General features: G+C 61.8%; 19 protein-coding genes and 2 tRNA genes. 11 read left to right on the forward strand and 10 right to left on the reverse strand.

Features of this window, described 5'->3' with window-relative positions; genetic code table 11:
* Positions 1 to 400: 400 nt before the first annotated feature.
* From KUF55_RS11465 to KUF55_RS19065, 3 genes are all read left to right on the forward strand, one after another.
* The gene (locus tag KUF55_RS11465) at positions 401 to 4,177 is read left to right on the forward strand and encodes a multifunctional oxoglutarate decarboxylase/oxoglutarate dehydrogenase thiamine pyrophosphate-binding subunit/dihydrolipoyllysine-residue succinyltransferase subunit (RefSeq protein ID WP_218816722.1); all 3,777 of its coding nucleotides are present in this window, start codon (positions 401 to 403) and stop codon (positions 4,175 to 4,177) included.
* Between the two features lie 144 nt (positions 4,178 to 4,321).
* The gene (locus KUF55_RS11470; protein WP_132358394.1) at positions 4,322 to 4,927 is read left to right on the forward strand and encodes a GDSL-type esterase/lipase family protein; all 606 of its coding nucleotides are present in this window, start codon (positions 4,322 to 4,324) and stop codon (positions 4,925 to 4,927) included.
* Between the two features lie 95 nt (positions 4,928 to 5,022).
* Positions 5,023 to 5,097, forward strand: coding sequence for a 50S ribosomal protein bL37 (locus KUF55_RS19065; protein WP_370630992.1), 75 nt, complete (start codon positions 5,023 to 5,025; stop codon positions 5,095 to 5,097).
* A gap of 147 nt (positions 5,098 to 5,244) precedes the next feature.
* Here KUF55_RS19065 and rsrA read toward each other — a convergent pair whose 3' ends face one another.
* Positions 5,245 to 5,511, reverse strand: coding sequence for a mycothiol system anti-sigma-R factor (gene rsrA / locus KUF55_RS11475; RefSeq protein ID WP_132358396.1), 267 nt, complete (start codon positions 5,509 to 5,511; stop codon positions 5,245 to 5,247).
* Positions 5,511 to 6,164 (reverse strand): sigma-70 family RNA polymerase sigma factor, encoded by a 654-nt coding sequence (locus KUF55_RS11480; RefSeq protein ID WP_168151470.1) that lies wholly within the window; start codon positions 6,162 to 6,164, stop codon positions 5,511 to 5,513. The genes rsrA and KUF55_RS11480 overlap by 1 nt, the downstream gene beginning before the upstream one ends.
* 355 nt (positions 6,165 to 6,519) lie before the next feature.
* On the opposite strand from KUF55_RS11480, the gene aroA reads away from it, so the two are divergent.
* The 6 genes from aroA (at position 6,520) to KUF55_RS11510 (ending at position 11,542) form a co-directional block, all read left to right on the forward strand.
* Positions 6,520 to 7,845: a 3-phosphoshikimate 1-carboxyvinyltransferase gene (aroA, locus tag KUF55_RS11485; protein WP_218816723.1), complete on the forward strand. Its 1,326-nt coding sequence runs from the start codon at positions 6,520 to 6,522 to the stop codon at positions 7,843 to 7,845.
* Positions 7,846 to 7,849: 4 nt separating this feature from the next.
* Positions 7,850 to 8,953, forward strand: coding sequence for a ribosome small subunit-dependent GTPase A (gene rsgA, locus KUF55_RS11490; RefSeq protein ID WP_218816724.1), 1,104 nt, complete (start codon positions 7,850 to 7,852; stop codon positions 8,951 to 8,953).
* A gap of 176 nt (positions 8,954 to 9,129) precedes the next feature.
* Entirely contained in the window at positions 9,130 to 9,930 is an 801-nt protein-coding gene (gene hisN / locus KUF55_RS11495) for a histidinol-phosphatase (RefSeq protein ID WP_132358404.1), read from the forward strand.
* On the forward strand, positions 9,930 to 10,571 hold the full coding sequence (locus KUF55_RS11500) for a metal-dependent transcriptional regulator (protein WP_132358406.1): 642 nt from the start codon (positions 9,930 to 9,932) through the stop codon (positions 10,569 to 10,571). The genes hisN and KUF55_RS11500 overlap by 1 nt, the downstream gene beginning before the upstream one ends.
* A gap of 33 nt (positions 10,572 to 10,604) precedes the next feature.
* Entirely contained in the window at positions 10,605 to 11,105 is a 501-nt protein-coding gene (locus KUF55_RS11505) for a CrcB family protein (RefSeq protein ID WP_255556997.1), read from the forward strand.
* Positions 11,102 to 11,542: a CrcB family protein gene (locus KUF55_RS11510; protein ID WP_132358408.1), complete on the forward strand. Its 441-nt coding sequence runs from the start codon at positions 11,102 to 11,104 to the stop codon at positions 11,540 to 11,542. The genes KUF55_RS11505 and KUF55_RS11510 overlap by 4 nt, the downstream gene beginning before the upstream one ends.
* Before the next feature lie 60 nt (positions 11,543 to 11,602).
* Here KUF55_RS11510 and KUF55_RS11515 read toward each other — a convergent pair whose 3' ends face one another.
* From KUF55_RS11515 to KUF55_RS11535, 5 genes are all read right to left on the reverse strand, one after another.
* On the reverse strand, positions 11,603 to 12,355 hold the full coding sequence (locus tag KUF55_RS11515; RefSeq protein ID WP_218816725.1) for a YrdB family protein: 753 nt from the start codon (positions 12,353 to 12,355) through the stop codon (positions 11,603 to 11,605).
* A gap of 1,124 nt (positions 12,356 to 13,479) precedes the next feature.
* Positions 13,480 to 13,553 (reverse strand) — tRNA-Met (locus KUF55_RS11520).
* Positions 13,554 to 13,827: 274 nt separating this feature from the next.
* Positions 13,828 to 13,901, reverse strand: a tRNA-Met gene (locus KUF55_RS11525).
* Between the two features lie 118 nt (positions 13,902 to 14,019).
* On the reverse strand, positions 14,020 to 16,932 hold the full coding sequence (locus tag KUF55_RS11530) for a UPF0182 family protein (protein WP_132358412.1): 2,913 nt from the start codon (positions 16,930 to 16,932) through the stop codon (positions 14,020 to 14,022).
* Between the two features lie 294 nt (positions 16,933 to 17,226).
* Positions 17,227 to 18,399, reverse strand: coding sequence for a PDZ domain-containing protein (locus KUF55_RS11535; protein ID WP_218816726.1), 1,173 nt, complete (start codon positions 18,397 to 18,399; stop codon positions 17,227 to 17,229).
* 210 nt (positions 18,400 to 18,609) lie between these two features.
* Between KUF55_RS11535 and KUF55_RS11540 the strand changes: the two genes are divergently transcribed.
* Positions 18,610 to 20,085: a zinc-dependent metalloprotease gene (locus KUF55_RS11540; protein WP_132358416.1), complete on the forward strand. Its 1,476-nt coding sequence runs from the start codon at positions 18,610 to 18,612 to the stop codon at positions 20,083 to 20,085.
* Positions 20,086 to 20,211: 126 nt separating this feature from the next.
* On the opposite strand, the gene KUF55_RS11545 is transcribed toward KUF55_RS11540, so the two are convergent.
* A complete protein-coding gene (locus KUF55_RS11545) occupies positions 20,212 to 20,862 on the reverse strand; it encodes a M48 family metallopeptidase (RefSeq protein WP_132358418.1) in 651 nt (216 codons plus the stop codon).
* 182 nt (positions 20,863 to 21,044) lie between these two features.
* Here KUF55_RS11545 and KUF55_RS11550 point away from each other — a divergent pair, with 182 nt between their 5' ends.
* Positions 21,045 to 22,073: a ThiF family adenylyltransferase gene (locus tag KUF55_RS11550; RefSeq protein ID WP_218816727.1), complete on the forward strand. Its 1,029-nt coding sequence runs from the start codon at positions 21,045 to 21,047 to the stop codon at positions 22,071 to 22,073.
* 278 nt (positions 22,074 to 22,351) lie between these two features.
* Here KUF55_RS11550 and KUF55_RS11555 read toward each other — a convergent pair whose 3' ends face one another.
* Positions 22,352 to 22,579, reverse strand: coding sequence for a hypothetical protein (locus KUF55_RS11555; RefSeq protein ID WP_218816728.1), 228 nt, complete (start codon positions 22,577 to 22,579; stop codon positions 22,352 to 22,354).
* A 177-nt stretch (positions 22,580 to 22,756) separates the two neighbouring features.
* Positions 22,757 to 24,898: an ATP-dependent DNA helicase UvrD2 gene (locus KUF55_RS11560; RefSeq protein ID WP_218816729.1), complete on the reverse strand. Its 2,142-nt coding sequence runs from the start codon at positions 24,896 to 24,898 to the stop codon at positions 22,757 to 22,759.

Here is a 24,898-nt window from a genome sequence, read left to right on the forward strand (position 1 = left end):
GAATCACAAACATGCTTGCAGCTGCGACGCGGTGGTGTGTGACCGAAGTCCTGCCCCGCTGATTCCGCCTAAATTTTCACGGCGATATCTCCGGCTAGATTCGCTGGTCGATTCGCCAGATCTGCGGCGCAGGATTGGGGCACGACCCACGCCCACGGGACAGCTGACGGCACCTGGCCGGAGCAACACGGCGGAGAGCAATTTCTTCCTGTGGCATCGACTCGGCGCAGGATCGGGCCGTTCGGCGCGACATACATGTGATGCCCGGCTCATAAGTTCCCAACCTGAGGCCAATAGTCACTAGACTATTACGCAGGTCTAGAACTTTGCCTGCGCGATAGGTACCCGGCGCGGAGGCTGCTTGGACAAACGGAAATTCAGGGAGAAGAGGCGTAATACCGTGCCAGATCAATCGCACCACCGACTCACCGAAGAGTTCGGCGGGAACGAATGGCTAGTTGATGAGCTGTACGAACAGTTCCTCAAGGACAAGAACTCGGTAGATAAGAAGTGGTGGGACATCTTCGCGTCCCTCAACTCGGAGCAGGCGGCCGCTCCTGCGGCACAGGCTCCGGTTGCAGCCACCCCGGCACCGGCTGCACCTGCAGCAGTACCACGTGCCGCAACCCAGGCCCGCGTCGTTGACGTCTCCGGAGGCACACCCAGCGCCTCCGCCGAATCCTCGACCGCCGGCACTGCAGCCGCCGCGGCACCTCGTGTACCGGCAGATCCCGCTCCGGCCACCAAGTCGCAGCCGATCCCCGCACAGGTCCCCAAGGCCAGCACCCCCGGCACCATGGGCGAGGAAAAGCGCACGCAGCTGCGTGGCCCGGCCAAGGCCATCGCCACCAACATGGAGCAGTCGCTGACCGTTCCGACCGCCACCACGGTGCGCGCGGTTCCGGCCAAGGCATTGATCGACAACCGCGTTGTCATCAACAACCACCTCAAGCGTGCCCGCGGCGGCAAGATCTCCTTCACGCACATCATCGGCTTCGCCGTGATTCGCGCCCTAAAGCTCTTCCCCTCCCAGAACGTCACCTATGCCGAGATCGACGGCAAGCCGATGGCCGTCACCCCGGCCCACGTGAACTTCGGCATCGCCATTGACATGCCCAAGCCCGATGGCTCGCGCATGCTGGCCGTGCCGAACATCAAGGCAGCGGAGACCCTGAGCTTCAACGAGTTCTGGGACACCTACGAAGGCCTGATCAAGCGCGCCCGCGCCAACAAGCTCACCGCGGATGACTACGCGGGCACCACCGTGTCGCTGACCAACCCCGGCGGCATCGGCACCGTGCACTCGGTACCGCGCCTCTCCAAGGGCCAGGCCACCATCGTGGGCGTTGGTGCACTGGAATACCCTGCGGCCTACCGCGGCTCCGCCGAGTCGACGGTTGCTCTCGCGGGCGTCGGCAAGATCATCACCCTGACCTCCACCTATGACCACCGTGTCATCCAGGGTGCCGGCTCCGGCGAGTTCCTGAAGCTTGTGGAGTCGCTGTTGCTGGGCGAGCAGGGCTTCTACGACGAGATCTTCGAAGCACTGCGCATCCCGTACGAACCGGTGCGCTGGGCCGTTGACAACCAGGTCGACGTCGAGCTGCAGGTTAACAAGATCGCTCGCATCCAGCAGCTCATCCACTCCTACCGCGTGCGCGGCCACCTGATGGCCGACACCAACCCGCTGGAATACGTCCAGCGCCGCCACCCGGACCTCGACATCCAGACCTACGGCCTGACGCTGTGGGATCTGGACCGCGAATGGGTCACCGGCGGATTCGGTGGCAAGGACCGCCTGCTGCTGCGCGACATCCTCGGAGTACTGCGCGACGCCTACTGCCGCACCATCGGCATCGAATACATGCACATCCAGGATCCCGTGGAACGCAAGTGGTTCCAGGACGAGCTGGAGCACCCATACACCAAGCCGACCCGCGAAGAGCAGTTCCGCATCCTGGGCAAGCTGAACTCCGCGGAGGCCTTCGAAACCTTCCTGCAGACCAAGTTTGTTGGACAGAAGCGCTTCTCGCTAGAGGGCGGCGAATCCCTGATTCCGCTGCTTGATGGCATCATCTCCGATGCCGCCGACGAAGGCATCGACGAGGTCGGCATCGGCATGGCTCACCGTGGCCGCCTGAACGTGCTGACCAACATCGCCGGCAAGACCTACGCACAGGTCTTCCGCGAATTCGAAGGAACCGCGCCGACCGGCTCGGTCCAGGGTTCGGGCGACGTGAAGTACCACCTGGGTACCGAGGGTTCCTACACCTCGGATTCGGGCAACGAGACCAAGGTTTACCTTGCGGCGAACCCCTCGCACCTCGAAGCATCCGACCCGGTGCTCGAGGGCATCGTGCGCGCCAAGCAGGACCGCGCGGATTCGGGCAACTTCAACGTGCTGCCGATTCTGGTCCACGGCGACGCCGCCTTTGCTGGCCAGGGTGTTGTTTCGGAGACCTTCGCCTTCTCGCAGCTTCCGGGCTACAAGACCGGCGGCACGATCCACGTGATCGTGAACAACCAGGTTGGCTTCACCACCGCACCGACCTCCTCGCGTTCAAGCGTGTACGCGACCGACGTTGCCAAGCAGGTTCAGGCACCGGTCTTCCACGTTAACGGCGATGAGCCGGAGTCGGTAGTTCACGTGGCTCAGCTGGCCTTCAAGTACCGCCAGCGCTTCAACAAGGACGTCGTCATCGACATGGTGTGCTACCGCCGCCGTGGCCACAATGAGGGCGACGATCCGTCGATGACTCAGCCGATGATGTACAACCTCATCGAGGCCAAGCGTTCGACCCGCAAGCTGTACACCGAGGCTCTTGTTGGCCGCGGCGACATCACGCAGGACGAGGCAGATTCGGCACTGCGCGACTACCAGGATCGCCTGGAACGCGTCTTCTCCGAGACTCACGCCGCGCAGACCTCCCCGATTCCGGTAATTACCCCGGGCATGTCGGCGATCAACGATCTGGAGCTGCCCGCAGCCCAGCGCGAGGACTACGCATCGGTTGGCACCGGAACCGGCACCGCGATCACCGCCGAAACTCTGGCACAGATCGGCGCCGCTCACATGGCCATCCCGGAGGACTTCACCGTCCACCCGAAGCTCAAGGTACTCCTGGAGCGTCGCGAAAAGATGAGCCGCGAGGGCGGGATTGACTGGGGCATGGCGGAAATCGCCGCCTTCGGCACCCTGTCCATGGAAGGTGTACCGGTTCGTCTGGCAGGCCAGGACTCACGCCGCGGCACCTTTGTGCAGCGTCACGCGGTCTTCCACGATCGCCTGAACGGCAACGAGTGGTACCCGATGCACAACCTCTCCGAGGACCAGGCGAAGCTGTGGATCTACGATTCGCTGCTCAGCGAATTCGGCGCCCTCGGCTTCGAATACGGCTACTCGGTGGAACGCCCGGACGCCCTGGTGCTCTGGGAAGCGCAGTTCGGTGACTTCGTCAACGGCGCGCAGACCATCATCGATGAGTTCATCTCCTCTGCCGAGCAGAAGTGGGGCCAGCGCTCCTCGCTGGTCATGATGCTTCCGCACGGCTACGAGGGTCAGGGCCCGGATCACTCCTCGGCCCGCATCGAGCGTTTCCTGCAGCTGTGTGCAGAAAACAACATGGTTGTGGCCCAGCCGTCCACCGGCGCCAACCACTTCCACCTCTTGCGTCGTCAGGCCTACGCCCGTCCGCGCAAGCCGTTGGTCATCTTCACCCCGAAGCAGCTGTTGCGTCTCAAGGCCGCAGCTTCTGCCGTGGAGGACTTCACCACCGGTACCTTCCAGGAAGTTATTGCCGATACGGCGAACCTGAACCCGGCCGATGTTGATCGTGTGCTGCTGGTTTCCGGCCGCCTGTACTACGATCTGGCCGCAGCTCGCACGAAGGCGAACGACACCAAGACCGCGATTGTTCGTGTGGAGCAGCTCTACCCGCTGCCCACCGAGGCCATTGCCGCCGAGGTTGCCAAGTACCCGAACGCCGAAGTTGTTTGGGCTCAGGACGAGCCGGCCAACCAGGGCCCATGGCCGTTTGTTGGTCTGAACCTGCCCGTAGCACTGGGCAAGGTTGTTCGTCTGGTATCGCGTCCGGCATCCGCCGCCACCTCGACCGGCACGCACAAGCGCCACGAGGTTGAGCAGTCGGTGCTCCTGACCGCGGCATTCAAGCGCTAAGGGATCACGTGAGACTCCGTACATCCCTGGGGATGTTGGAGTAACTAAATCAAGCCTCGGGGCGGGACACTGACAGTGTCCCGCCCTGAGGTCGCTTAACTGACTGCTAGTGTGGGTGGGTAGCCGCCCTGAGAAAGGTCATTCGTGGATCACCGCACTATTCGACTAACCGCCATCGGCGACGAGCTCCTTGCCGGACACGGGGACCCACGAGCGTTGGGCTGGTACGGACGGGTGCTGGCACGCACCCCCGGCACCGAGGTCCGCATCGAGAGCTATACGTTGGCAGCTCCCGGCGAAGGTACCGAGGCATTAAGTACCCGCTGGTTTGATGAGGCTTCGCGCCGTTTCGGCGAGAACGTTGATAACCGTCTGGTTGTCGCGCTCTCGGACCGCGACCTTGATCTGGGCCTCTCCACGGCCCGCAGCCGACTCAACCTGGCCAATATTCTTGATTCAGCCTCCCAGATGAGCATCAAAGCACTGGTAGTAGGCCCGGCGCCGGGCTTGGACCCCGAGCGTAATGCCCGCCTGGCCGAATTATCGCATGTCTATGCGGACGTGGCCACGCGCCGTAAACACCACTACGTGGATACCTTCACCCCGTTGCAGAATCATGCCCAGTGGCGTAACGATCTCACGGTCAATGGTGGGCTTCCGGGACAGGCCGGGTACGGGCTGATGGCCTGGCTGGTACTCCATCGCGGCTGGTACTCCTGGCTTGGTTTGCAGGAGCCCGGCGCCAGCTAGTCGGCCCGGTCAGATTCGACTTTGGGGATCGGGTCTGGTGTATGAAAGACTGGTAAAAGTCCAATTTTTGGGTCAGTACATTGAAGGAGATTCACATGAGCAAGCGCGCACGTAAGCGTCGGGGCCGTAAGTCCGGTGGAGCAAACCACGGTAAGCGTCCCAACACCTAAATCGCTGCATTGTTGGGCACTGGTGACACACCGTACCCACGCAATTTAGGGCTTGGCCACTAAAAAGGGCCGGATCCCCCGCACCGCCGCAAGGCGATGAGTCGGGGATCCGGCCCTTTTAGCATGTCCGATAGAACGGCATTTTTCCTACGCGTGTCCGATTTCCACCTGGATCTCGGAAATCCGCGAAATAATTTTTGACTTCAACGTGTCAGGAGCGATCTCCTGGCAGCTACGTCGAACCACCGAGCGAATGATGCACTCAAGGTCGTATTCCTCGGTGCATTCGGCACAATGTTCCAGGTGCTCCTTGACGTCGGAGAGGTCCTTCAGCGACAGCGCACCATCAAGGTATTCGTACAGGCGGACGATGCGATTGTCGTCGCAGTCCCCTAGTGATTGGCAGTCACCCATTATTTCTTCTCCGCTCCGGGCTTGGGTGCCCCTTTGGTCTTAGATGCTGTGTTGATTCCACGCTCCTGCGCGTAATCGGCGAGCAATTCCCTCAATTGTTTTCTTCCGCGGTGCAAGCGCGACATCACCGTGCCAATCGGTACCCCGAGGATGTCAGCGGCGTCCTTGTACGGGAAGCCCTCCACGTCCACGAAGTAGACCGCCAGCCGGAATTCTTCGGCGATGGACTGCAACGCATTTTTCACGTCGGAGTCCGGCAGGTGGTCAAGTGCCTCCACCTCCGCTGAACGCAACCCGCTGGGGGTGTGCTCGGCGGACTTGGCCATCTGCCAGTCCTCGATGGTGTCGGTGCCGGTGCGCAATGGTTCACGCTGCCGCTTGCGGTACAGGTTGATGTAGGTGTTGGTCAGGATCCGGTACAGCCAAGCCTTGAGGTTAGTCCCCGGCTTGTACTGGTGGAATGCCGAATACGCCTTGGTATAGGCCTCCTGGACCAGATCTTCTGCGTCCGATGGGTTCCGCGCCATGCGCATCGCAGCGGAATAGAGCTGGTCAACATATTGGAGCGCGTCACGCTCGAAGCGCTCGCGGCGTTGTGCTTCGGTCTCGTCGGCTACCGGAACAGTGTCGGTGCCCTGCATATGCTCGGTCATTACCGCCAAGTCTACGCGTAGCGTCGCTTCGCTCGGGGCCGGGGAATTAGCCGTCAATACTCCCATATGTCCTCCGCCTCATGGCATTAAATGTGTGATCTCTTCATGGCCGCGCTCGGATCGGAAAATCCTTGCGAAAGTTGCGCCATGCTTGGATAACACGCAAGCGCCCGACTCTATTCCACGCCGGGTGCCGCGCTACGGCTAGAATTGGGGCCGGAGCCCACATCGATGGAGGGGTTAAACCGGCCGGCAGGCGTGAACCAACGACACCGGCGCCGTCCCCACCATCCACGTGAGAATCCCCCACCGCGCGGGTAAGACCGCGACACAGCAACAAATTCGGAGGCAGCCGTTGAGCACCAAAGACATCCTGGACACCGTATGGGACGCACCCCACCCCGCGTACCCAGTTAACGGCACCGTCATCGTTCCGGCGTCCAAGTCTTTGACCAACAGGTACCTGTTGCTCGCCGCATTGGCCGATGGGCCATCACGCATTTACAACGCTCTGGCCTCGCGAGATTCCGATCTGATGATCGGTGCACTGCGCGCTCTGGGCACCGGGATCGAGTCCATCAGCTCCGCCGATGGCACCGTGGAGCTTCGCATCACCCCGCTGGATCTTGAACGCGAGCTGGGTCAGGTGCAGATCGACTGCGGTCTGGCCGGAACCGTGATGCGCTTTGTTCCGCCGCTGGCGGCCTTGGTCCGCGGGAACATCACCTTTGATGGGGATCCGCACGCGCGGCTTCGCCCCATGGCCCCGGTGCTCACGGCCCTGAGTGATCTGGGGGTGCACGTGCACGAGAATGGTGAGCCCGGCCTGCTGCCAGCCACCATCACCGGGACCGGCTCACTGGCCGGGGGCCGGATCGTTGTTGACGCATCGGCATCCTCCCAATTCATCAGCGCGCTGATGCTGGTTGCGGCCCGGACCGAACACGGAGTGGAGATTGTTGCCGCGCCGGGCACCATCGCCAGCCCCGATCACATCGAGATGACCGTCGCCACGCTGCGCGAACTGGGAGTGGAGATCACACGGCCCACCGAGCGCAGCTGGAAGATCGAACCGGGGCGCATCACAGCCTTTGAACGCACCATGGAACCGGATCTCTCCAATGCCGGGCCATTCCTGGCCGCCGCCATGGTCACCGCTGGCACCGTGCGCATCCCACACTGGCCGGTGCGCACCACGCAGGTCGGGGACCAATGGCGCACCATCCTCACGCGCATGGGGGCACAAATCACCCATCATGAGGACGGGATTCTTGAAATCACCGGACCGGCGAAGATCAGCGGCATCAACTACGCCGATTCTTCCGAGTTGGCCCCGACGCTGGCCGCCATCTGCGCCCTGGCCACCGAGCCCTCACGACTCACCGGCATCGCCCACCTGCGTGGCCACGAAACCGACAGGCTTGCTGCCCTGGTCACCGAGCTGAACAAGCTCGGCGGGAAAGTCACCGAACTTCACGACGGGCTGCTGATCGAGCCGGCCACGCTGCATGGCGGCGAGTTCGGTACCTATGCGGACCACCGGATGGCCACCGCCGGAGCCATCATCGGCCTGGCGGTACCCGAGGTCAAGGTCCTTGACATCGGAACCACCGCCAAGACCATGCCCGATTTCCCCGAACTTTGGACGACGCTGGCTACCAGCGGAAAGGCCACACACTAAGCACATGGCACGCAATACCGAGGATTGGGAAGACTTCACCGTCCGCGCCCGCCCCAATAAAAAGGGCACCCGCCCCCGCACCAAGGACCGCCCGGCCTACGAGGACGCCCTGATCGGGAGAATCATCACCGTTGACCGTGGCCGCTATCGCGCGATCCTGGATGAGGACGGCCCGCAGGAGCGGATTGTGATTGCTGCCCGTGCTCGCGAGCTACGCCGCAACCCGGTGGTGCCCGGGGACTTTGTGGCGCTGGTGGGCGATACCTCCGGGGATCCGGACACGCTCGCGCGTCTGGTGCGCATCGAGAACCGCAGCACCTTGCTGCGCCGCAGTGCCGATGATACCGATCCGGTGGAGCGCGTGGTGGTGGCCAACGTGGATCAGCTGGTGATCGTGGTGGCGGCCGCCAACCCGGAACCGCGTACCGGTTTCATCGATCGGGCGATCGTTGCTGCCTTTGATGCGGGTATCAGCCCGCTGCTGTGCATCACCAAGGCGGACGTGCGTGACCCGGAACCCTTCTTAGAGAACTACCGCCACCTGGACATTGACATCGTGGTCTCGCGCACCACCGATGAAACGGCCACCGGCATCGATGCGCGCAGCGCCGATGGACTCTCCGCCCGCTTGGCCGGTACCCCGGTGGAGGCTCTGCGTGAGCATCTGGCCTCGAAGGTTTCGGTGGTCATCGGTCACTCCGGTGTCGGCAAGTCCACGCTGGTCAACGCGCTCACCGGTGCCCAGCGCGCCACCGGCAACGTTAATGCCGTCACGGGCCGCGGCCGGCACACCTCGTCCTCGGCCCTGGCGCTAAGAATCGATGACGCTCCGGCGGGCAGCTGGATCATCGATACCCCCGGCATTCGCTCCTTCGGGTTGGCCCTGGTCGACCCGGAAAACATCTTGAACGCGTTTGCCGATTTGGTCCCCGTGGCCAATCGGTGTGCCCGCGGTTGCACGCATAAGGCCGCCGAGCCGAAATGTGCCCTAGACGCCTGGGTCGCCTCCGGCGAGGCGGGGCCGGTGGGCATCGCCCGGCTGGAATCCTACCGTCGACTCCTGGGTCAGGACGAAGAGACTGAAACCAAGGAGCTCGGCTCCATCTAGCTCGCCCCGAGCTCGCTGCGTGGGGCAGATCGGTGCGTTGCGGGCCCCTAGATGCGGCCAATGGGCGGTGGCTGGTGCGTGTGATTCCGCACACCAGGCACCGCTGTGCGTCATGCCGGGGCCTTTGACCGGTTTCTTGCAGCACGCGCGTCACCACGTGGGATAGGTTAAAAGACATGAACACCGACGTGATGACCTACCTTGATGACCTGCGCCTAGCCCATGTCATTGCCGACTCGGTCGATTCCCTGACGCTTTCGCGTTTCAAGGCAGTTGACCTCGTCGTGGAGACCAAGCCGGATTTGACCCCGGTCTCCGATGCGGACAAGGCGGCGGAGGAAACCATCAGGTCACACATTGCCCGGGCACGGCCGCGTGATGCCATTACCGGCGAAGAATTCGGTACCACCGGCAAGTCGAACCGGCACTGGGTCATCGACCCGATTGATGGCACCAAAAACTTTGTGCGTGGCGTTCCGGTGTGGGCCACGCTGATCGCCCTGATTGACGATGGAGAACCCGTGGTGGGTTTGGTCTCCGCTCCGGCGCTGAACCGCCGCTGGTGGGCCGCCAAGGACCTCGGTGCGTTCACCGGTCGCTCGCTGACCAGCGCCCACCGGCTCCAGGTCTCCTCGGTGAGCAAATTATCCGATGCCTCGATGTCCTACTCCTCGCTGAGCGGTTGGAAGGAACGCGGGCAACGGGAGAACTTCCTGGAGCTCACCGACTCGTTGTGGCGCACACGCGCCTATGGCGACTTCTGGTCCTACTGCATGGTGGCGGAGGGTGCCATTGATCTGGCCGCCGAGCCCGAACTGAACCTCTACGATATGGCCGCTCTGGTTCCGATCGTTCGCGAAGCCGGCGGCCGCTTCACCTCGGTCGAAGGTGTGGAGGGCTGCGATGGCGGAAATGCCGTGGCCAGCAACGGCCTGCTGCACGATGCGGCACTGGAAATTTTGAACGCCGGCCGCTAATGTCCCCGGCACCATTAACGGCCAGCGAGGAAAACTACCTCAAGGCGCTCCACGCGCTGACCGAATGGGAAAACGACCCGGTCACCACCGGGAACATCGCCGCCCAGCTGGGTGTTGCCCCGGCGTCGGCTACCTCCATGGTGTCCAAGTTGGCGGGCAAAAACCTGCTGATTCACCCGCCCTATGGTGCCATTTCCTTCACCGAGGCTGGCCGACTGGCCGCGCTTTCGGTGGTGCGCCGGCACCGGCTCATCGAGACGTTCCTGCTCAAGGAGCTCGACTATGGGTGGGATGAGGTGCATGAGGAGGCGGAACAACTTGAGCACACCGTCTCCCCACGGTTCATTGAGGCCCTTGCCGCCCGCTTGGGCCACCCGGCCGCTGATCCCCACGGTGATCCAATCCCCGGTCCAGACGGCGCCATGGTGATGCCGCCGGCCGTCCGGCTAGACAGGTTTTATGCCGCGGGATCCCCAAGCCAGGCGATCATTTCGCGCATTAGCGATGAAGACCCAGCCTTCCTTCGGCTGTGCACCGATTTAGGGATCTCCCCCGGCAGCACCATCGAGCTGCCCCACCCAGAACTGAGCATTTTCGACACGACGATGTTGTGGGTGCTTGCCGTACCCACCGACGCCTAACCACCTGACCACGATGGTCATCTGGCACGCTTCATGATGAAAGCAGACCCGCCGCAGACAAGCACCGAAGCGGTCAAGGCCACAGCACGGATCACCGCCGGTAATCTGTTGGCCGTGATGGTGGGCGGATTCCTTGGGGCCGCGCTGCGTGTGGGACTCGGCTTCGTCTTCCCCGAAGATGGCGGATTCCCCATCACCACGCTGGTGGTCAATATCAGCGGAACGGCTGCCCTGGCGGCCCTGACCAGCTACTGGCAGGTGACTCATCGCGGCCGGCCCTGGTTACGCGCGGGAATCGGCACCGGCTTCCTGGGCGCCTACACCACCTTCTCCTCCCTTGTCCTGTTTATCTTGGATACCCCGCTCCCATTGGCACTGAGCGCGCTATTGGTCTCACTGAGCGGATGCGCCGCTGTGGCATGGCTGGTCATGGCGGGAGTCGAACGCATGGTGCGACCTCCTGTGGGGGCGCAGACTGACCCCGGTGCCGCGGGACCGGCAGTGAGAAGCGAGAACGGCGGGGAGGGCTCGTGAGTCTCTTGTGGCCCGGAGGGTTCCTGCTGATCGCCCTGGCGGGTGCCCTCGGCGCACTGATTCGCTATCTCATTGATGTTTTCATTTCCGCGAGGCAGCATGCGCAGCCGCGGCGTGGTGCAAAAATCTTCCCGGCCGGCATCCTTGTGGCCAATACCGCTGCGGCGTTCCTAGTGGGCGCTACTGCCGCATGGGCCCGGAATCACGGCGTCGGGATGGATCTTTTTTCACTTTCCCGCTTCTCGGATCTGGTCGTTGTGGCACTGATCCTCGGCGTGGGCGGCGGATTGAGCACCATGAGTACATTCATGCTGGCCGTGGTCTCACTGTGGCGCTCCGGCGCGCGCGCCATGGCGCTCAGCTACCTCGGAGCTACGGTTATCGCCGGACTCTGCGCGGGACTAGCGGGAATTTTGCTCGGGAGACTACTTCCCTAAGTGGTTGCGAGTGACTCCACTCCGAGCATCGTGGCAGCTGTTCGCTGCCCCAACACCAAACTAACGGGCGGCGCGCCGACCCGAAGTCTTGCTGGGCACGGACCGGCGATCCCGCGCAGCGACGGTCAGTGCCAGGCTGATTGCGGTCAGCACGCCCATGGCTATGGCCAGCACCGGTTGCCCGGCAACGGCTAGGAGAACGGCACCGGCCGCGAATAAGAGGTGCGACACAACGGCGTGGTAGGGCTGCGCAAAATGTAGTGGAGCCTTCGGGGACAAGAATAGAATCCAGAAAATCAGTACCGGAACGACGCTGATGAGCACGGAGAGCACAGGGCTGAAGTTCAGCGTCTGCAATCCCCAGATCCCGAAGGCACCCAAGAGTGCTACTTCCAGGACGAAGCCGACGGTCGTAAGCGCTGCTACGACGCCGCTCCCCGTCGTTCCCGCTGGTGCTTTGGCAGACTTTGGCGTCGTGGCCGCTTCCGTCTCTTCGAATGCAACGGCAGCGACAGGAGTCTGCTCAGGCGCATTGTGCGCCTTATTCTCGCTCGTGCCGTGCTGCCTCGAAGGTGTAACGGAGTCACCGGCCGTAGCGGCTTCCGACTGCGCCGGTTCTGATGCTGCTTCTCGACGCTGAGCCGGCGATGATTTCGCTGCGGTGGGTGTGCTCACAACGTCGGCGTCATCCGTCGCGGGAGTCTTGGACGTCAAATCTGCGACGTGGTTGTCCTCGGTGCCCAGCTTCTGCGTCGTTGGCCGCACCGGAACAGAACCAACGTTTGTGGCGGTATCGATGGTTCCGGGGGTCACGTTCCCAGCGCTGGTGGAAGCAGTGCTTCCCACATTGGCGGATTTGTCCGCACCACTATCTCGCGTCGGAACGGGTTTTTTACTGGCTGTTGCGGATGGCGCGGAGCCCTCTTTGGGAACCGCTATGTTGTCGCCCGCTGCCGTTGGCGCGGAGCCCACATTGGAAACGGGCTTGTTGCTAGCTGGCGCGGTTGGCGCACTGCCCACAGCTGAAACCCCTTTGCCCGGAGTGGTTGGCTGGCTCGCGACTACGGGTGTACTTGTTGCTGCTTTGGGTCCAGTGGTGCTCGAGATTTTTGCCTGGGTTTTGCCGATTGCTGCCGAAGGAATCGATCCAATTTTTTCGCCCTGGGCGACCTGTCCCGGCTTGGCCGTGGGGCTTTGTTTTGGGGTGCTTGTCGCTTGTTCAGCCACGGACGCTGGTGTTGATGTAACGGGTTGAGAGGAACGCCCCGTTGTAGGCGACGAAGGTCGGGGCTTGGGATTGGCCTTAGCGATCGGCGCGGGCTTAGCAGTGTCCGCCGGTTTACCGGCGACAGCAGGTTTTGCGGAGATAGCTCCCCCGGCCTTGGATTCAACGGTCTTGGGCACCGGCGTGGGTTTCGCATTGTCGGCTGCCACAGAAGTCTCCACTGGAGGGCTTGCCACGAATCGGCCGGGTTTGTTCGGCGCATCCGACGACGTGGACTTTGTCGCGTTCTCGGTATTGGTCGGCTGTGCTGGGCTTGCCGGCCGCGGCGCACCCGGCTTCGGCGATGTCCCACTCGACGTCTCGGGCTTAGCTCCGGAAGCAATTGTCGAGGGCTTGGGCGCGGACGCAGTCCTATCACCGCTGATCTCGGCGGAGACGGTGCCCTTCTTTGGCACACCGTTATTCGACGTTGACTGCTCCGGCATGTTGCGCTTACCTCACATGGACTCGACAATGCCCGACACTCGTCGAGCTGACCATTTACGATTCCAGTCTATGACGCCAGCGACGTGCGATGGTCGAACAACATGTCGAAGCAAGGTTTTTCCCGTTTTCTGACAGTCATACCTGGTTCCCGGATTTCAGCTGGCGACGTGCTGGTTAAAGCAAATGATCCACTGTCCTGAATCAGGACAGTGGATCATTTTCTTTGTGGCGGGGACAGGATTTGAACCTGTGACCTCCGGGTTATGAGCCCGGCGAGCTACCGAACTGCTCCACCCCGCGTCGGTAAACACAACACTACCAGCGCATGAACGTCTCACCTAATCGAGCAAGACTTCGCGGAAAAAACTGCCTTTTCAACGCGCGTGCCCGGGTCGATGACATCGTTTGTTCAACGCGAGATCACATCGGCAAAACAATTGCCTGATGACAAGAACATCGCCCTGCGCCAGCAACATGACCAAGGCCGCTAGCCGGTCCTGGACCCCAGCAACATAGCTTTTAGGCAAAAGGGAAGGACCCTGACCAAGTTTCCCTGGTCAGGGTCCTTCATTCGTGGCGGGGACAGGATTTGAACCTGTGACCTCCGGGTTATGAGCCCGGCGAGCTACCGAACTGCTCCACCCCGCGGCGATATATCAATCATCGCCGATAGGGTGAACACTAAGCAAATCCTGGGGGTGTCGCCCTGCTCACACGTAGCGCGGGCGACACCCCCGTTCCCCGATAGCCCGAGGTTTCCGGCTCCTTACGGAGCCGGAGTTTCGCTGGCCGGTGCCGAAGGCGCTGGAGCATCAGTCGGTTCAGCGGGAGCGGTGAGTGCATCCTGAGCTTCAGTTGCGCGATCGAGCGCATCCTTAAGCTTCGTCTGCTCCGCGCCATAGGCAGCGAAGTCATTCTTCGCCAATGCCTCTTGGCCAGCCTTGATGGCCGCATTCGCATCACCCAAGGCGTCGGTCAGCTGCTGCTCCACGGTCAGGTCGACCTCCGGATCCCCTGACTCGGGAGTCCCGGTGCCACCGGTTTCGGTTTCACTGGTCACCGCGCCGGAGGTTCCCTGGAACACCTGATCAAGTGCTTCGGCCAGGGTATCGGCGAAGCCAACCTTGTCGCCGAAGGCCACAAGGACCTTACGCAGCGTCGGGTAGGAGGTCTGGCCCGAGGACTGCACGTAGACGGGCTGGACGTAGAGGATACCGCCACCAACGGGCAGCGAGAGCAGGTTGCCGTTCTTGACCTCCGAGGCACCCTGACGCAACAGGTTCAACGCTTGTGAAACCGTGGCGTTGGAGTCGAAGTTCTGCTGTGCCTGGCCGGGACCGGGGACGGAGAGCTCACGCGGGATGGCCAGCAGCCGCAGCTTGCCATAGCCCTCGGCCTTCACTCCCGCCTCGGAGCCGGCATCGGCTTCCGCAGACAGGAAGCCGAAGAGCACGTTACGCTGCTGACCGCCCGAGGCTGTCTGCGGAATGAACGTACTGGTCAGCGAGAAGGCTTCCTTCTCTTGCTTCGGCATCTTCAGTGAGAGGTAGTACGGCGGCTGCTTGATGCTCGCGTTGGACTGGGTCGGGTCCGAGGGAACGGACCAAGCATCGTTGGCGTCGTAGTAACCCTCGGGATCTGTCACGTGGTACGTGGAGAGTAGCTCACGCTGAACCTTGAATAGGTCCTCCGGGTATCGCACGTGACTCATCAGCTCGGCAGACATGTCCTTGTAGGACTTGATGTTGGTGGGGAAGACCTTCTGCCAGGCTTTCAACATTGGCTCTTCCGGCTCCCAGGCGTACAGGGTGACCGATCCGTCGTAGGCGTCAACGGTTGCCTTGACCGAGTTGCGGATGTAGTTGATCTGGCCGGTCTGAGCGACGGCACGAGTGCCGCCGGTCAGCGAGTCGGTCACGGCCGATGCAAGTGCCTGCTGCTTGGAATAAGGGTAGTTATCCGAGGTGGTGTAGGCATCGACGATCCACTGCACGCGGCCATCAACAATCGCCGGGTAGGTGTTTGAATCGACGGTCAGGTACGGGGCGACCTTTTCGACACGTTCCTTCGGGCTGCGATCGTAAAGAATCTGCGATTCCTCGTTGATGGCATCGGAAAGCAACAGGTCCGTGGAGGCGAACTTCAGCGAGTAGACCAACCGGTTGAAGAAGTTGCCCACCGAGGGGCCGCCGTCGCCGTCGAAGGTATTACGCGTATCTTGGCTGCCCGAGCCGGAAGCCGGACGGTCAAGTTCACGCGGTGCCCAACCCTCTGGACCACCAACAATCGAGTAGGACGGGGACGTTTCACCGAAGTAAATGCGTGGTTCGTAGGTATCGTCGTTGCCAAGAACACCGTTGGTAGGAATGCCGCTGAGCATGAAGTCGGGGCGGCCGCCCGCGGCCACGCGGTTACCGAAGGCAGCAACCACACCGTAACCGTGGGTGTAGGTGATGTGCTGGTTGACCCAGGTATCGGTCTGATCCACGTTCAGTTCACGGACACCGATGACCGTGTCTTCGGTTTTTCCGTCAATCTCGTAGCGGTCAACGTTCAGCGTGGTGGTGAATTTGTAGTAGGTGCGGAACTGCTGCAGCTGATCAAACGCCGCTGAGACCAGGTTCGGGTCAAGCAGGCGAATGTTCGTGGTGGTCGCACTGTCCTTGGCGAGGGCGTTCTTCTGCGGGTTCAGCTGAACGTCGTAAGGCGTTTCCTCAACCCCATCCAACCCGTAGGCCTGGCGCGTCATGTCGATGTTCTTTTGGATGAACTCGCGTTCCAGCGTCTTTTCCGAGGGGATGACCTGGTACTGCTGGACGATGAACGGGTAAATTCCCCCGGCAACGATGACGGTGACCAGCAACATGGCGGTACCGATGATCGGCAGGCGCCAGCGCCCGATGATCGCAGCAACGATGAACGTCACGGCAACCAACACCGCGGCGATGGCCAGAATGGTCTTGGTGGGGATCACTGCGTGCACGTCGGTGTACAACGCGCCGGCAACTCGGCCGTCTTGGGCGAGCAGTGTCGAGTAGCGGTCAACCCAGAAATTCACTGCCTGAAGTAACAGGAAGGCCACTGCGACGACGGCGATGTGAATACGGGCCGGTTTGCCAATAACAACCCCGCCGCGTTCCTCAATGCGAATGCCGCCATAAAGGTAGTGGGTGAGCAGGCCCGCGATACCGGCAATGAGCACCACGGAGATCAGGTAGCCGGACAAAAGCCCGATGAAGGGAAGGGAGAACATGTAGAAGGACAGGTCCATGCCGAACTGCGGGTCAACCTCATTAAAATCAACTTGGTTGAAGAACAGCAGCACCTCTTTCCACTGTGAGGTCACGGCCGAGGCGGCGAAGATTCCCACCACAACCGGCACACCGATCATCAGCAGACGACGCATCGGCTCAAGCTGGGATTGGTACTTGGACATGGCGTCTTGGCGCTGACCGTCCGGCGCGTACACGGGACGTGAGCGGTAGGCCAGCCGCAGCGAAATCCAGACGGCGAAGCCCATGATCGCGAAAGCCACCACGAAGATGGCGGCCTTGGATAGGTACTCGGTCCAGAACACACGCTCAAAGCCGAGCTGGGTGAACCACAGCACGTCCGCATAAATGCTCGAGACAAAGACGAACGCGGCGACAAGGACGCCGATCACGATGATCGTAGGCATCAGCGGCGACGAACGCCGCCGATTCGGCTGCGGGTCGGGACGTCCTTCGGGACCCCTCGGGGGACCCTCAAAGGGACTGCCAGTGCCAAAACTCAATTTTTACCTCACGGTTGAAGCGAAGGGTGAATGGATGACACATCAAAAAATGTGCCTTAACGCTCCATTCTGCCTTGGATGCCCCCCGGTACAACAACCGCATCCCGGGATGTCGGCGAAATGTAAGCCGATTGTAATCACCCCGCGCCACCAACGCGCCACGCGAAGAGAACCGAAGCCCCCTTTTGCGTGTACTACCTAGCCACAACCGGGGAACGAGGTGGGGTCCTGACCCGAACCGATTCCCTCAACCGCTGCCCTGGCCTCGGCGAGGGTCGCGACCTTGATGACAGTTAAGCCATCCGGGACACGCCCCGTGAGGTCGGCACAATTATCCGCCGGAGCCAGGAAGTACTGCGCTCCGTTGTCTCTGGCGCCAACCAGCTTTTGCGCGATGCCACCGATGGGTTCAACCGCGCCTTCGGCCGTGATCGCCCCGGTGCCGGCAAAATGCTTGCCTCCGGTCATCTCGCCGGCGGTCAGCTGGTCAACGATCGCGAGGGCAAACATCATTCCGGCGCTCGGACCACCAACATTCTCCAAACCGAAAGTCACGTCAACAGGGAATTCGAAGCCGCTGGAAAGCATGATGCCCAATTGCCGCTGACCCTCGGCCGTCTCGGTGGTTGCGGTCTTAACGGTTAGGGCTTTGCCATCACGCACGATGCCCATTGTGCTGGGCTTATCGCCCGCAGCTTCAAGCTGTTTTTTTAGCGTCGCTAAATCGGTGATCGGTTTACCGTTGAGGCTCTGTAAACGGTCGGATATTTTCAGCACGCCGGAGTTCTGCTGGGTAGCAAAGCCAACCACGCTCAGGTGTGAGGTGAAATCGATATTGAGCTCGTTGAGCGCCGCCGCGGTGGAAAGCTGTTGCGAGTCATCCATCATCACGGTGTTCTGCTCGCTTTGCTGGGTCGTGGTGGTCCCACGAGGCAGCACAATTTCTTCCGGGACCACATCTTGCTTCGGATCGATCCAACCCCACAGCACGTTGAAGAATGGCAAGCGCTGCTGTCCGCCACCCTGGACGTACACGGTGGTCATATCCAGAGCTCCGGAGGTGGGATACGTCTTGGTCCCGCTGATCTGAAGCAGCTTCGTATCCTTCACCGAACCGATGGTATTCATCGCCGGGCCAGCTGACTCCACAACAAAGTGAGTTGGAAGTACCGCCGCTGCCGCAATGATGGCCAGCGCCGTCCAACCCGCTAATGCGCGGTGCCGGTATCGACGGGACTCGCCCCTATCCCCCGCTGGCCGCCGGCCCCAAAGCTTTGAACGGTCTGCGCCGTGGCGGCTCGGGTCGGTTCCCAAAATGCCATTGGCGGCCGGACCCTGTTCCGGGTGCGATGAATCATGCGCTGCTGGCACGAGGCCCTCTTTCCTTGTCATTCGGGCACGCGGCACCCCGATAATTGATCGGGGTGAGCCACGGCAGGTTCCAGCCTACAAGCCCGCAACGATGGAGCACTGCTGGGCACGGGAGGGAGCCAGTGGTTCACAGCATTTTCCGATGTGCCCACAGCGAACTGTCTGGGCAGATCATGGGCCGATCCTTTGTGCCAGGGGTACCGTTGAACCATGGCTGAGAATCCCCCATCAAACCGACCCGACGACTCCAACAACGACGATGAGAATGCGAAGGATCCATTCTCCGAGATGTTTGGCTCGCTCTTTGGCGGTGCCGGCGGATTTGACCCCAAGAACCTTCCCGAAGGGTTGAGCGAAGCCATGGGCTTGAACAACAATCCCGAGGCCATGGCGCAGATGATGCAACAGGCGAAGGCCATGATGGCCGCCATGTCCCAGGGTGATGGCGGCCCGGTGAATTGGAAGATGGCCACCGATGCTGCCCGTCAGGCCGTTGCCGGCGACGACCCCTCGGTCACCGCAAGCCGCGCCGCCGCCGTGGTCAGCGCCGCCCGACTTGCCGAAATGTGGCTGGACTCGGCCACCGTATTTGAGGCAGATGGCAGCGAATGTCGCTCGTTCTCCCGTGCCGAATGGGTCGAAAAGACCATGCCGGTGTGGAAGTCTCTCACCGAACCCGTTGCCGTGAGCGTGGGCAAGGCCATCACCGGTGCCTTGAGCGAGCAGATCCCCGAACAGATGCGACCCATGATGGGTGGCGCGCAGGGAATGCTGCAGTCCATGGGCGGCACCATGTTCGGTATGCAGCTGGGTACGGCCGTTGGTGGATTGGCCAAGGATGTTCTCGGTTCCACCGATATCGGCCTACCGCTGGCCGGGTCAACCCCGGCGCTGGTACCAACCAACCTTTCGGCTTTCGGCGACGGACTAGGCGTCCCCGAGCAAGAAGTGCTCCTCTTTGCCGCGTTGCGCGAGTGCGCACACGTTCGCCTCTTCAACCGGGTGCCGTGGCTGCGTTCCACGGTCATCTCGGCGGTGGAATCCTATGCGCGCGGCATTCACATTGATATGTCACGAGTTGAGGAAGCCGTGCGTGACATCGATCCGTCTAACCCCGAGTCGTTCCAGTCGCTGATGGGCGAAGGGCTGTTTATGCCCAAGCGCACCGCAGCCCAGGAAAGCGCATTGGCCAAACTCGAGTTGGTCTTGGCTCTGATTGAGGGTTGGGTCGATGAGGTCGTGGCCGCCGCGGCCGTGAATCTTCCGAGTGCCGGAGGGCTACGCGAGACCATCCGTCGACGCCGGGCAGCTGGCGGACCCGCTGAGAACGCTTTTGCTTCCTTGGTTGGCTTGGAACTACGCCCACGCCGACTCCGTGAGGCCGCAGCCTTATGGGCTCATCTGTTCGAAGAGCGCGGGCTCGAAGGCCGCGACGCCATTTGGGAGCACCCGGATTTGATGCCGACCGAAGAAGATCTCCAAGACCCCACCGGCTTCACCACCCGACGTCAGTTGGCCGAGGCCAGCATGGATGACATTGATGCCGCGCTTAGCAAATTGCTCAGTGGTGGCTTTGAGACGGAGGACTCGAGCGACGAGACGGAAAACTCCGGCGACGCCGAGAACCCGGGCACCGGTTCGGATTCGGATGAAAACCCGGAACAGGAGAACCCTGAGGCCAAATAACCTCACGTCGTAAAATGCTGTGGGTGTGTCGAAATCTGTCGACACACCCACAGCTTTTTTCTGCCCACTATGGGTCACCCAACGATGGGCACGCCTCACCTAGGCGAGAACGCGGCTCCCAATACTTCAGAGATCTCCGTCGTCAAAGTCATCATCGTCAAAGTCATCTAAGTCCGTATCCCCGCGTGGGGCCGGAATCCCCGGTTGAGTATTCGGCGTGGATCGTTCGGCGGCACGGTATCCGTGGCTGACTCCCGAAAGAAAAATGGTGGCGTCGTGCACCCGCGGGTAACGTGCCAGAACCGCCTTGAATCGTGCACCATGACCATCGCGGGGCTCAACTAAGTGGGCCAATTCGTGGGCCAACACGTAGTCCTGCACCCATTGGGGCAGTGGACGCAATTTCTCCGACAGTCTGATCTGGCGGGTGTGCAGGCTTGCTGATCCCCAGCGACTGTTTTGATTTGATACCCACCGAACGCCCGCGGGCGAGGCTTGGGATCCAAATAATTCCGCATCCATCGCTCGAGCCCGTTGTAGCAGCTGCGCATCTGGATCAATCGAGCTCCCGGCAACGACCTTGCGCATGACCTTTTTAACCATGTCAGCTACCAGCAATCGTTCGGCCTGCTCACCGAGGCCGACCGGCACCGAGACGACCATCGTGTTCTGCTTCCATGCCCCGGAAATAGTCTTTTTGCGCCTCGCCGAGCGCACCACACGAATTGCAGTGCCGTTGCTATCAACGTATTCGCTCGTAGTTGATTGGGTGCTCATCTCAGTTTCCTTCCGCCCCGTTCCCTTCTTCTACCGCACCTCGCGGTACTCCCCCAGTCCACTTTCCCGCTCCAGGGTGTGGATACCCGTCGCTCCGCGTCGTTCCGGTGCCAGTCTGGTGGGACTCAAGGCGCCAGAGAAATGATGAGATGTGGTGCCTAACTCTTCAAAGGGGCACCATCATGAGGATCAAACCGGGAGTGCAGGTTCTCAGCTTAGTTGAGGGCACCATCCAGATTGGAACGGGCCAGCATGCCCGGTGGATAACTGGACTGAGCGCTGACGAACGGCGTTTTGTGCTCTCCCTGGCCACGGGCGCACCACCTAGCCCCTCCGCGCCCATCTCCGGTGTTGTCTTGAAAAAGGATAGGCGCAGCGAGATCTTGGGCATTCTCGCTCCGGTCCTTGTGCCGTCGGTCCCCCATTCGGGCAAAGACGTGGAGGCGGCGCTGGGCAAAGGTCTCGGGGCCCGGATGATGCCAGATGTTCTGCAATGGAGCTCGGCTTACCGGCTGGATGCGACACGCGCGCTGAAGGCTCGGAGGGAATCCAGGGTCGCGCTCTATGGATGTGGACGCACAGGACAACTCTTGGCACACATTCTCGCCGCTGCCGGGGTGGGAGGACTGATGCTTTCGGATTCGGAGGATTTCGACGCGGAGGATCTGGGAGCTGCCACGGCCGGCATCACCGCTGTGGGGACCCAGCGGGCCCGAGCCACGGCACGATCATTGCAACCCCTCTACCCGCATTTGGCGGTTGCCGAATCCGCAGTCAGGAGCCCTGGCGCTCCGCCGCTGGACATCTCGGTAGTCATCGGCGAAGGAGCGCTGCCGCCAGTGCGTTCACTGGCACAGGATGAGGCAATGATCCCGGTGCTCTTCACCGATGCGGGCGTGCGCATCGGTCCAATGTCCATCGACGGCCTGAGCATGTGTGCGCCCTGTGTGTGGGAGCAATGTGACCCCACCGTGCGCATGTTGGACAGCCACGCCGGCGAAAACAACCGCCAGCTCCTGCGGCCCGAAGCGTCGTTGGCGGCCGTGACGGCGGGTGTCACCGCCATGCAAGTGCTGATGCTCATCGATCGCATCAACGTCCCGACAACTGTGGATTCGATGATCACCTGGGATTTATCCACCGGAGGCGGATCGAGTACTCCCGCGAAGCAGCGTCCTCACTGCACCTGTCTGGATGGTCGTGCCGCCTAGGACAATGGTTGCGGCAACGTAGGTAGGCATCGTTCCAGCACCCCTGTGCGTAGTCGTGGGAGCGCCCTGGCTTGCCTCGCGTGACGGAGCGGTGCTTGGCGGGTGCCGGGACACTGGTTGGAGCGCCTTGGGTTCCGATGAACTTGTGCTGTGCTAACTGCTTACTGGTGGCAAACGAGACGGGACGCCACTTTGCTCGCGTCCCGCGTTGTAAAAGCCAGAGCAGCGCCCGGCTAGACAAAAACGGACCCGTTCGGGGTCTTGCCCATGCCGATGCTTCAAATTTGGGAGAACGCATTCAACTCGTACGTGCCGCCGACAACCAGCCGCACTCGCCGGTCCCCGATATGGAAGCATTCCTTGTCGTTGCCGTTGAGGATCCGACGTGACGACCCTTTCTCGACGCCGATCTCGCCGCGGAAGTTGTGGGACCCTGGTTCGACACGGAACGTGTTGGCTGAGACGTGATCGAAAACCGTTCCGCCATCGTAGGTGTCGGGGGTCATGGACCCTGCGGCCGGGCCCAGCGTTTGCAGAAGGTCGAGACGGCGATACACCCACGAGTCTTGCGCCCCCTGGTGCATCAGTGGCTCAAGGAGCCGTGGTCCCCCACGGTTCTGTGCGGGCAAGGCTCGGTCGGCAGAGGTCAATTCTTAGACATATGAGCCGAACTCGAGACGTCTCTACTCCGCCGAATCCCCGGCGAGGATCGCCAGTACCGCCTCGCCATAACGCTCCAGTTTGCTCTTGCCCACCCCGGAGATCTGCCCCAGTGCCGAAACGTTGCTGGGGTTATTCTCAGCGATGGCCATCAACGTGGCATCGGTGAAGATCACGAAGGCCGGAAGTGAATTCGCTTGGGAGACCTGCAGGCGCCAAGCGCGAAGAGATTCAAACACTGCCTCGTCATAACCCGCCGGGCAGCCACCACAACGTCCCAGCTTTCGCTCCGAGGCGCTCGAGAGCAACGTTCCACAGACCCGACACAGCGGCGGCGTGGCTGCGGCCCTGCGCTTGGTACTGCGCGCTGGAGTTGCAGTACGTGAAGAACCGGAGGGACGCAATCCGTCCAAGAAACGGGAGGGCCGTCGATTGGCTCGACCACCCGGGGTACGAGCCAAGGACCACGAGAGTCCCAGATATTTCCGTGCGCGGGTGATCCCTACATATAGCAGTCGACGTTCCTCGTCGTAACCTGCCTGGTCATCCGCGAAGGAGATGGGCATCAGACCTTCGGAGAGCCCGACCAAGAACACCGCGTCCCATTCCAAGCCCTTGGCCGCGTGCAGCGAAGCCAGAGTCACGCCCTGCAGGGTTGGCGCGTGCTGGCTAGCGGCGCGTTCCTCCAGTTCAGCAACAAATAGATTCAACGTAAAAGGGATCTCCGAACCGGCTCGAGAGACTGCCATTTCGTCGGCGAGCGCAACCAGTGCGGAAAGCGACTCCCACTTTTCCCGAACGGCACCCGAGGCTGCCGGAGCGGTTGCACTGTAGCCAAGGGAGACCAAGATGTCGCGGGTGAGCTGTGGGACGGACTCGACTCCGGGCTCGGTGGTGGTGTTACGTGCCGCCGAGCGCAATTGCAGCATCGCATCGCGCACCTCGCGGCGAGCGAAGAATCGTTCCCCACCGCGGAGCAGGTATCCAACTCCGGCGGAAGCCAGTGCTTGCTCATAGGCAGCGGATTGGCCGTTGGTGCGGTACAGGATGGCGATCTCCGACGCCGGGGTGCCCTCGGAAATGAGCTTCTTGATCCGGGCAGCGATTTCCGCTGCCTCGGCCTCGTCGTCCTTGGCCTCCAGGAAACTGGGGTCGGGTCCGTTCTCTCGCTGGGCAACAAGTTCTAGCGGTGTGGGCCAGTGGATGTCGCGGTCGGGAACTCCCGCCTCCGGTTGACGGGCAGCCAAGACACGGTTGGCCAGGTGCACCACCTGCGGCGTGGACCGATAATCGCGCACCAGCTTGACCACCGGTGCGTGTTCATACCTATCGGTGAAGTCCAGGAGGTGGCGCGGGGTAGCACCAGTGAAGGAATAAATGGTCTGCGAGGCGTCACCCACCACACAAAGTTCATCGCGCCCGCCCAGCCACAAGTCCAGTAGACGTTGCTGCAGCGGGGAAACGTCCTGATACTCGTCAACGACGAAGTGGCGGTACTGCTCGCGTACCGAAGCGGCAACGCGGGGGTCATCCTCCAAAATGGCCACGGTGAGTAGCAGAACGTCCTCGAAGTCGATGAGCTGCCGATCGGTCTTCACGTCTTCGTAGGACTGGAAGATCCGAGAGACGGTGATCGGATCCAATCCCCCGGGCTGCCCGCGGTCCGCCGCTGCTGCTACATAAGATTCTGGCGTGAGCATCGAGACCTTTGCCCATTCGATCTCGCTGGCCAAGTCACGCACCGTGGCACGGTCGGCGGTGGTGCGCAGTCGACGTGCGGCCTCGGTGATCAGCGGCGCCTTGTAGTCAACGATGTTTGGCAGTTGACCGCCAATGGCCTGTGGCCAGAAGTACTGCAGTTGGCGCAGGGCCGCCGCGTGGAAGGTCCGGGTCTGCACCGCACCGGCACCAAGATCGCGTAGTCGTGAGCGCATCTCGGCGGCGGCCCGGGCGGTGAAGGTTACCGCCAAGAGTGAGCTCGGTTTGTAAACGCCGGTGTGCACACCATAGGCAATGCGGTGAGTAATGGCCCGGGTCTTGCCGGTTCCGGCACCGGCAAGTACGCAGAGCGGTCCCTGCAGCGTCGTGGCGACTTGTCGTTGTTCTTCGTCCAGTCCGCCGAGGATGCGCTCCTCGATGCTGCCGGTTCCAGTCTCTTCGGTCAT

It is taken from the genome of Paeniglutamicibacter sp. Y32M11, assembly GCF_019285735.1.
Lineage (GTDB): Bacteria > Actinomycetota > Actinomycetes > Actinomycetales > Micrococcaceae > Paeniglutamicibacter.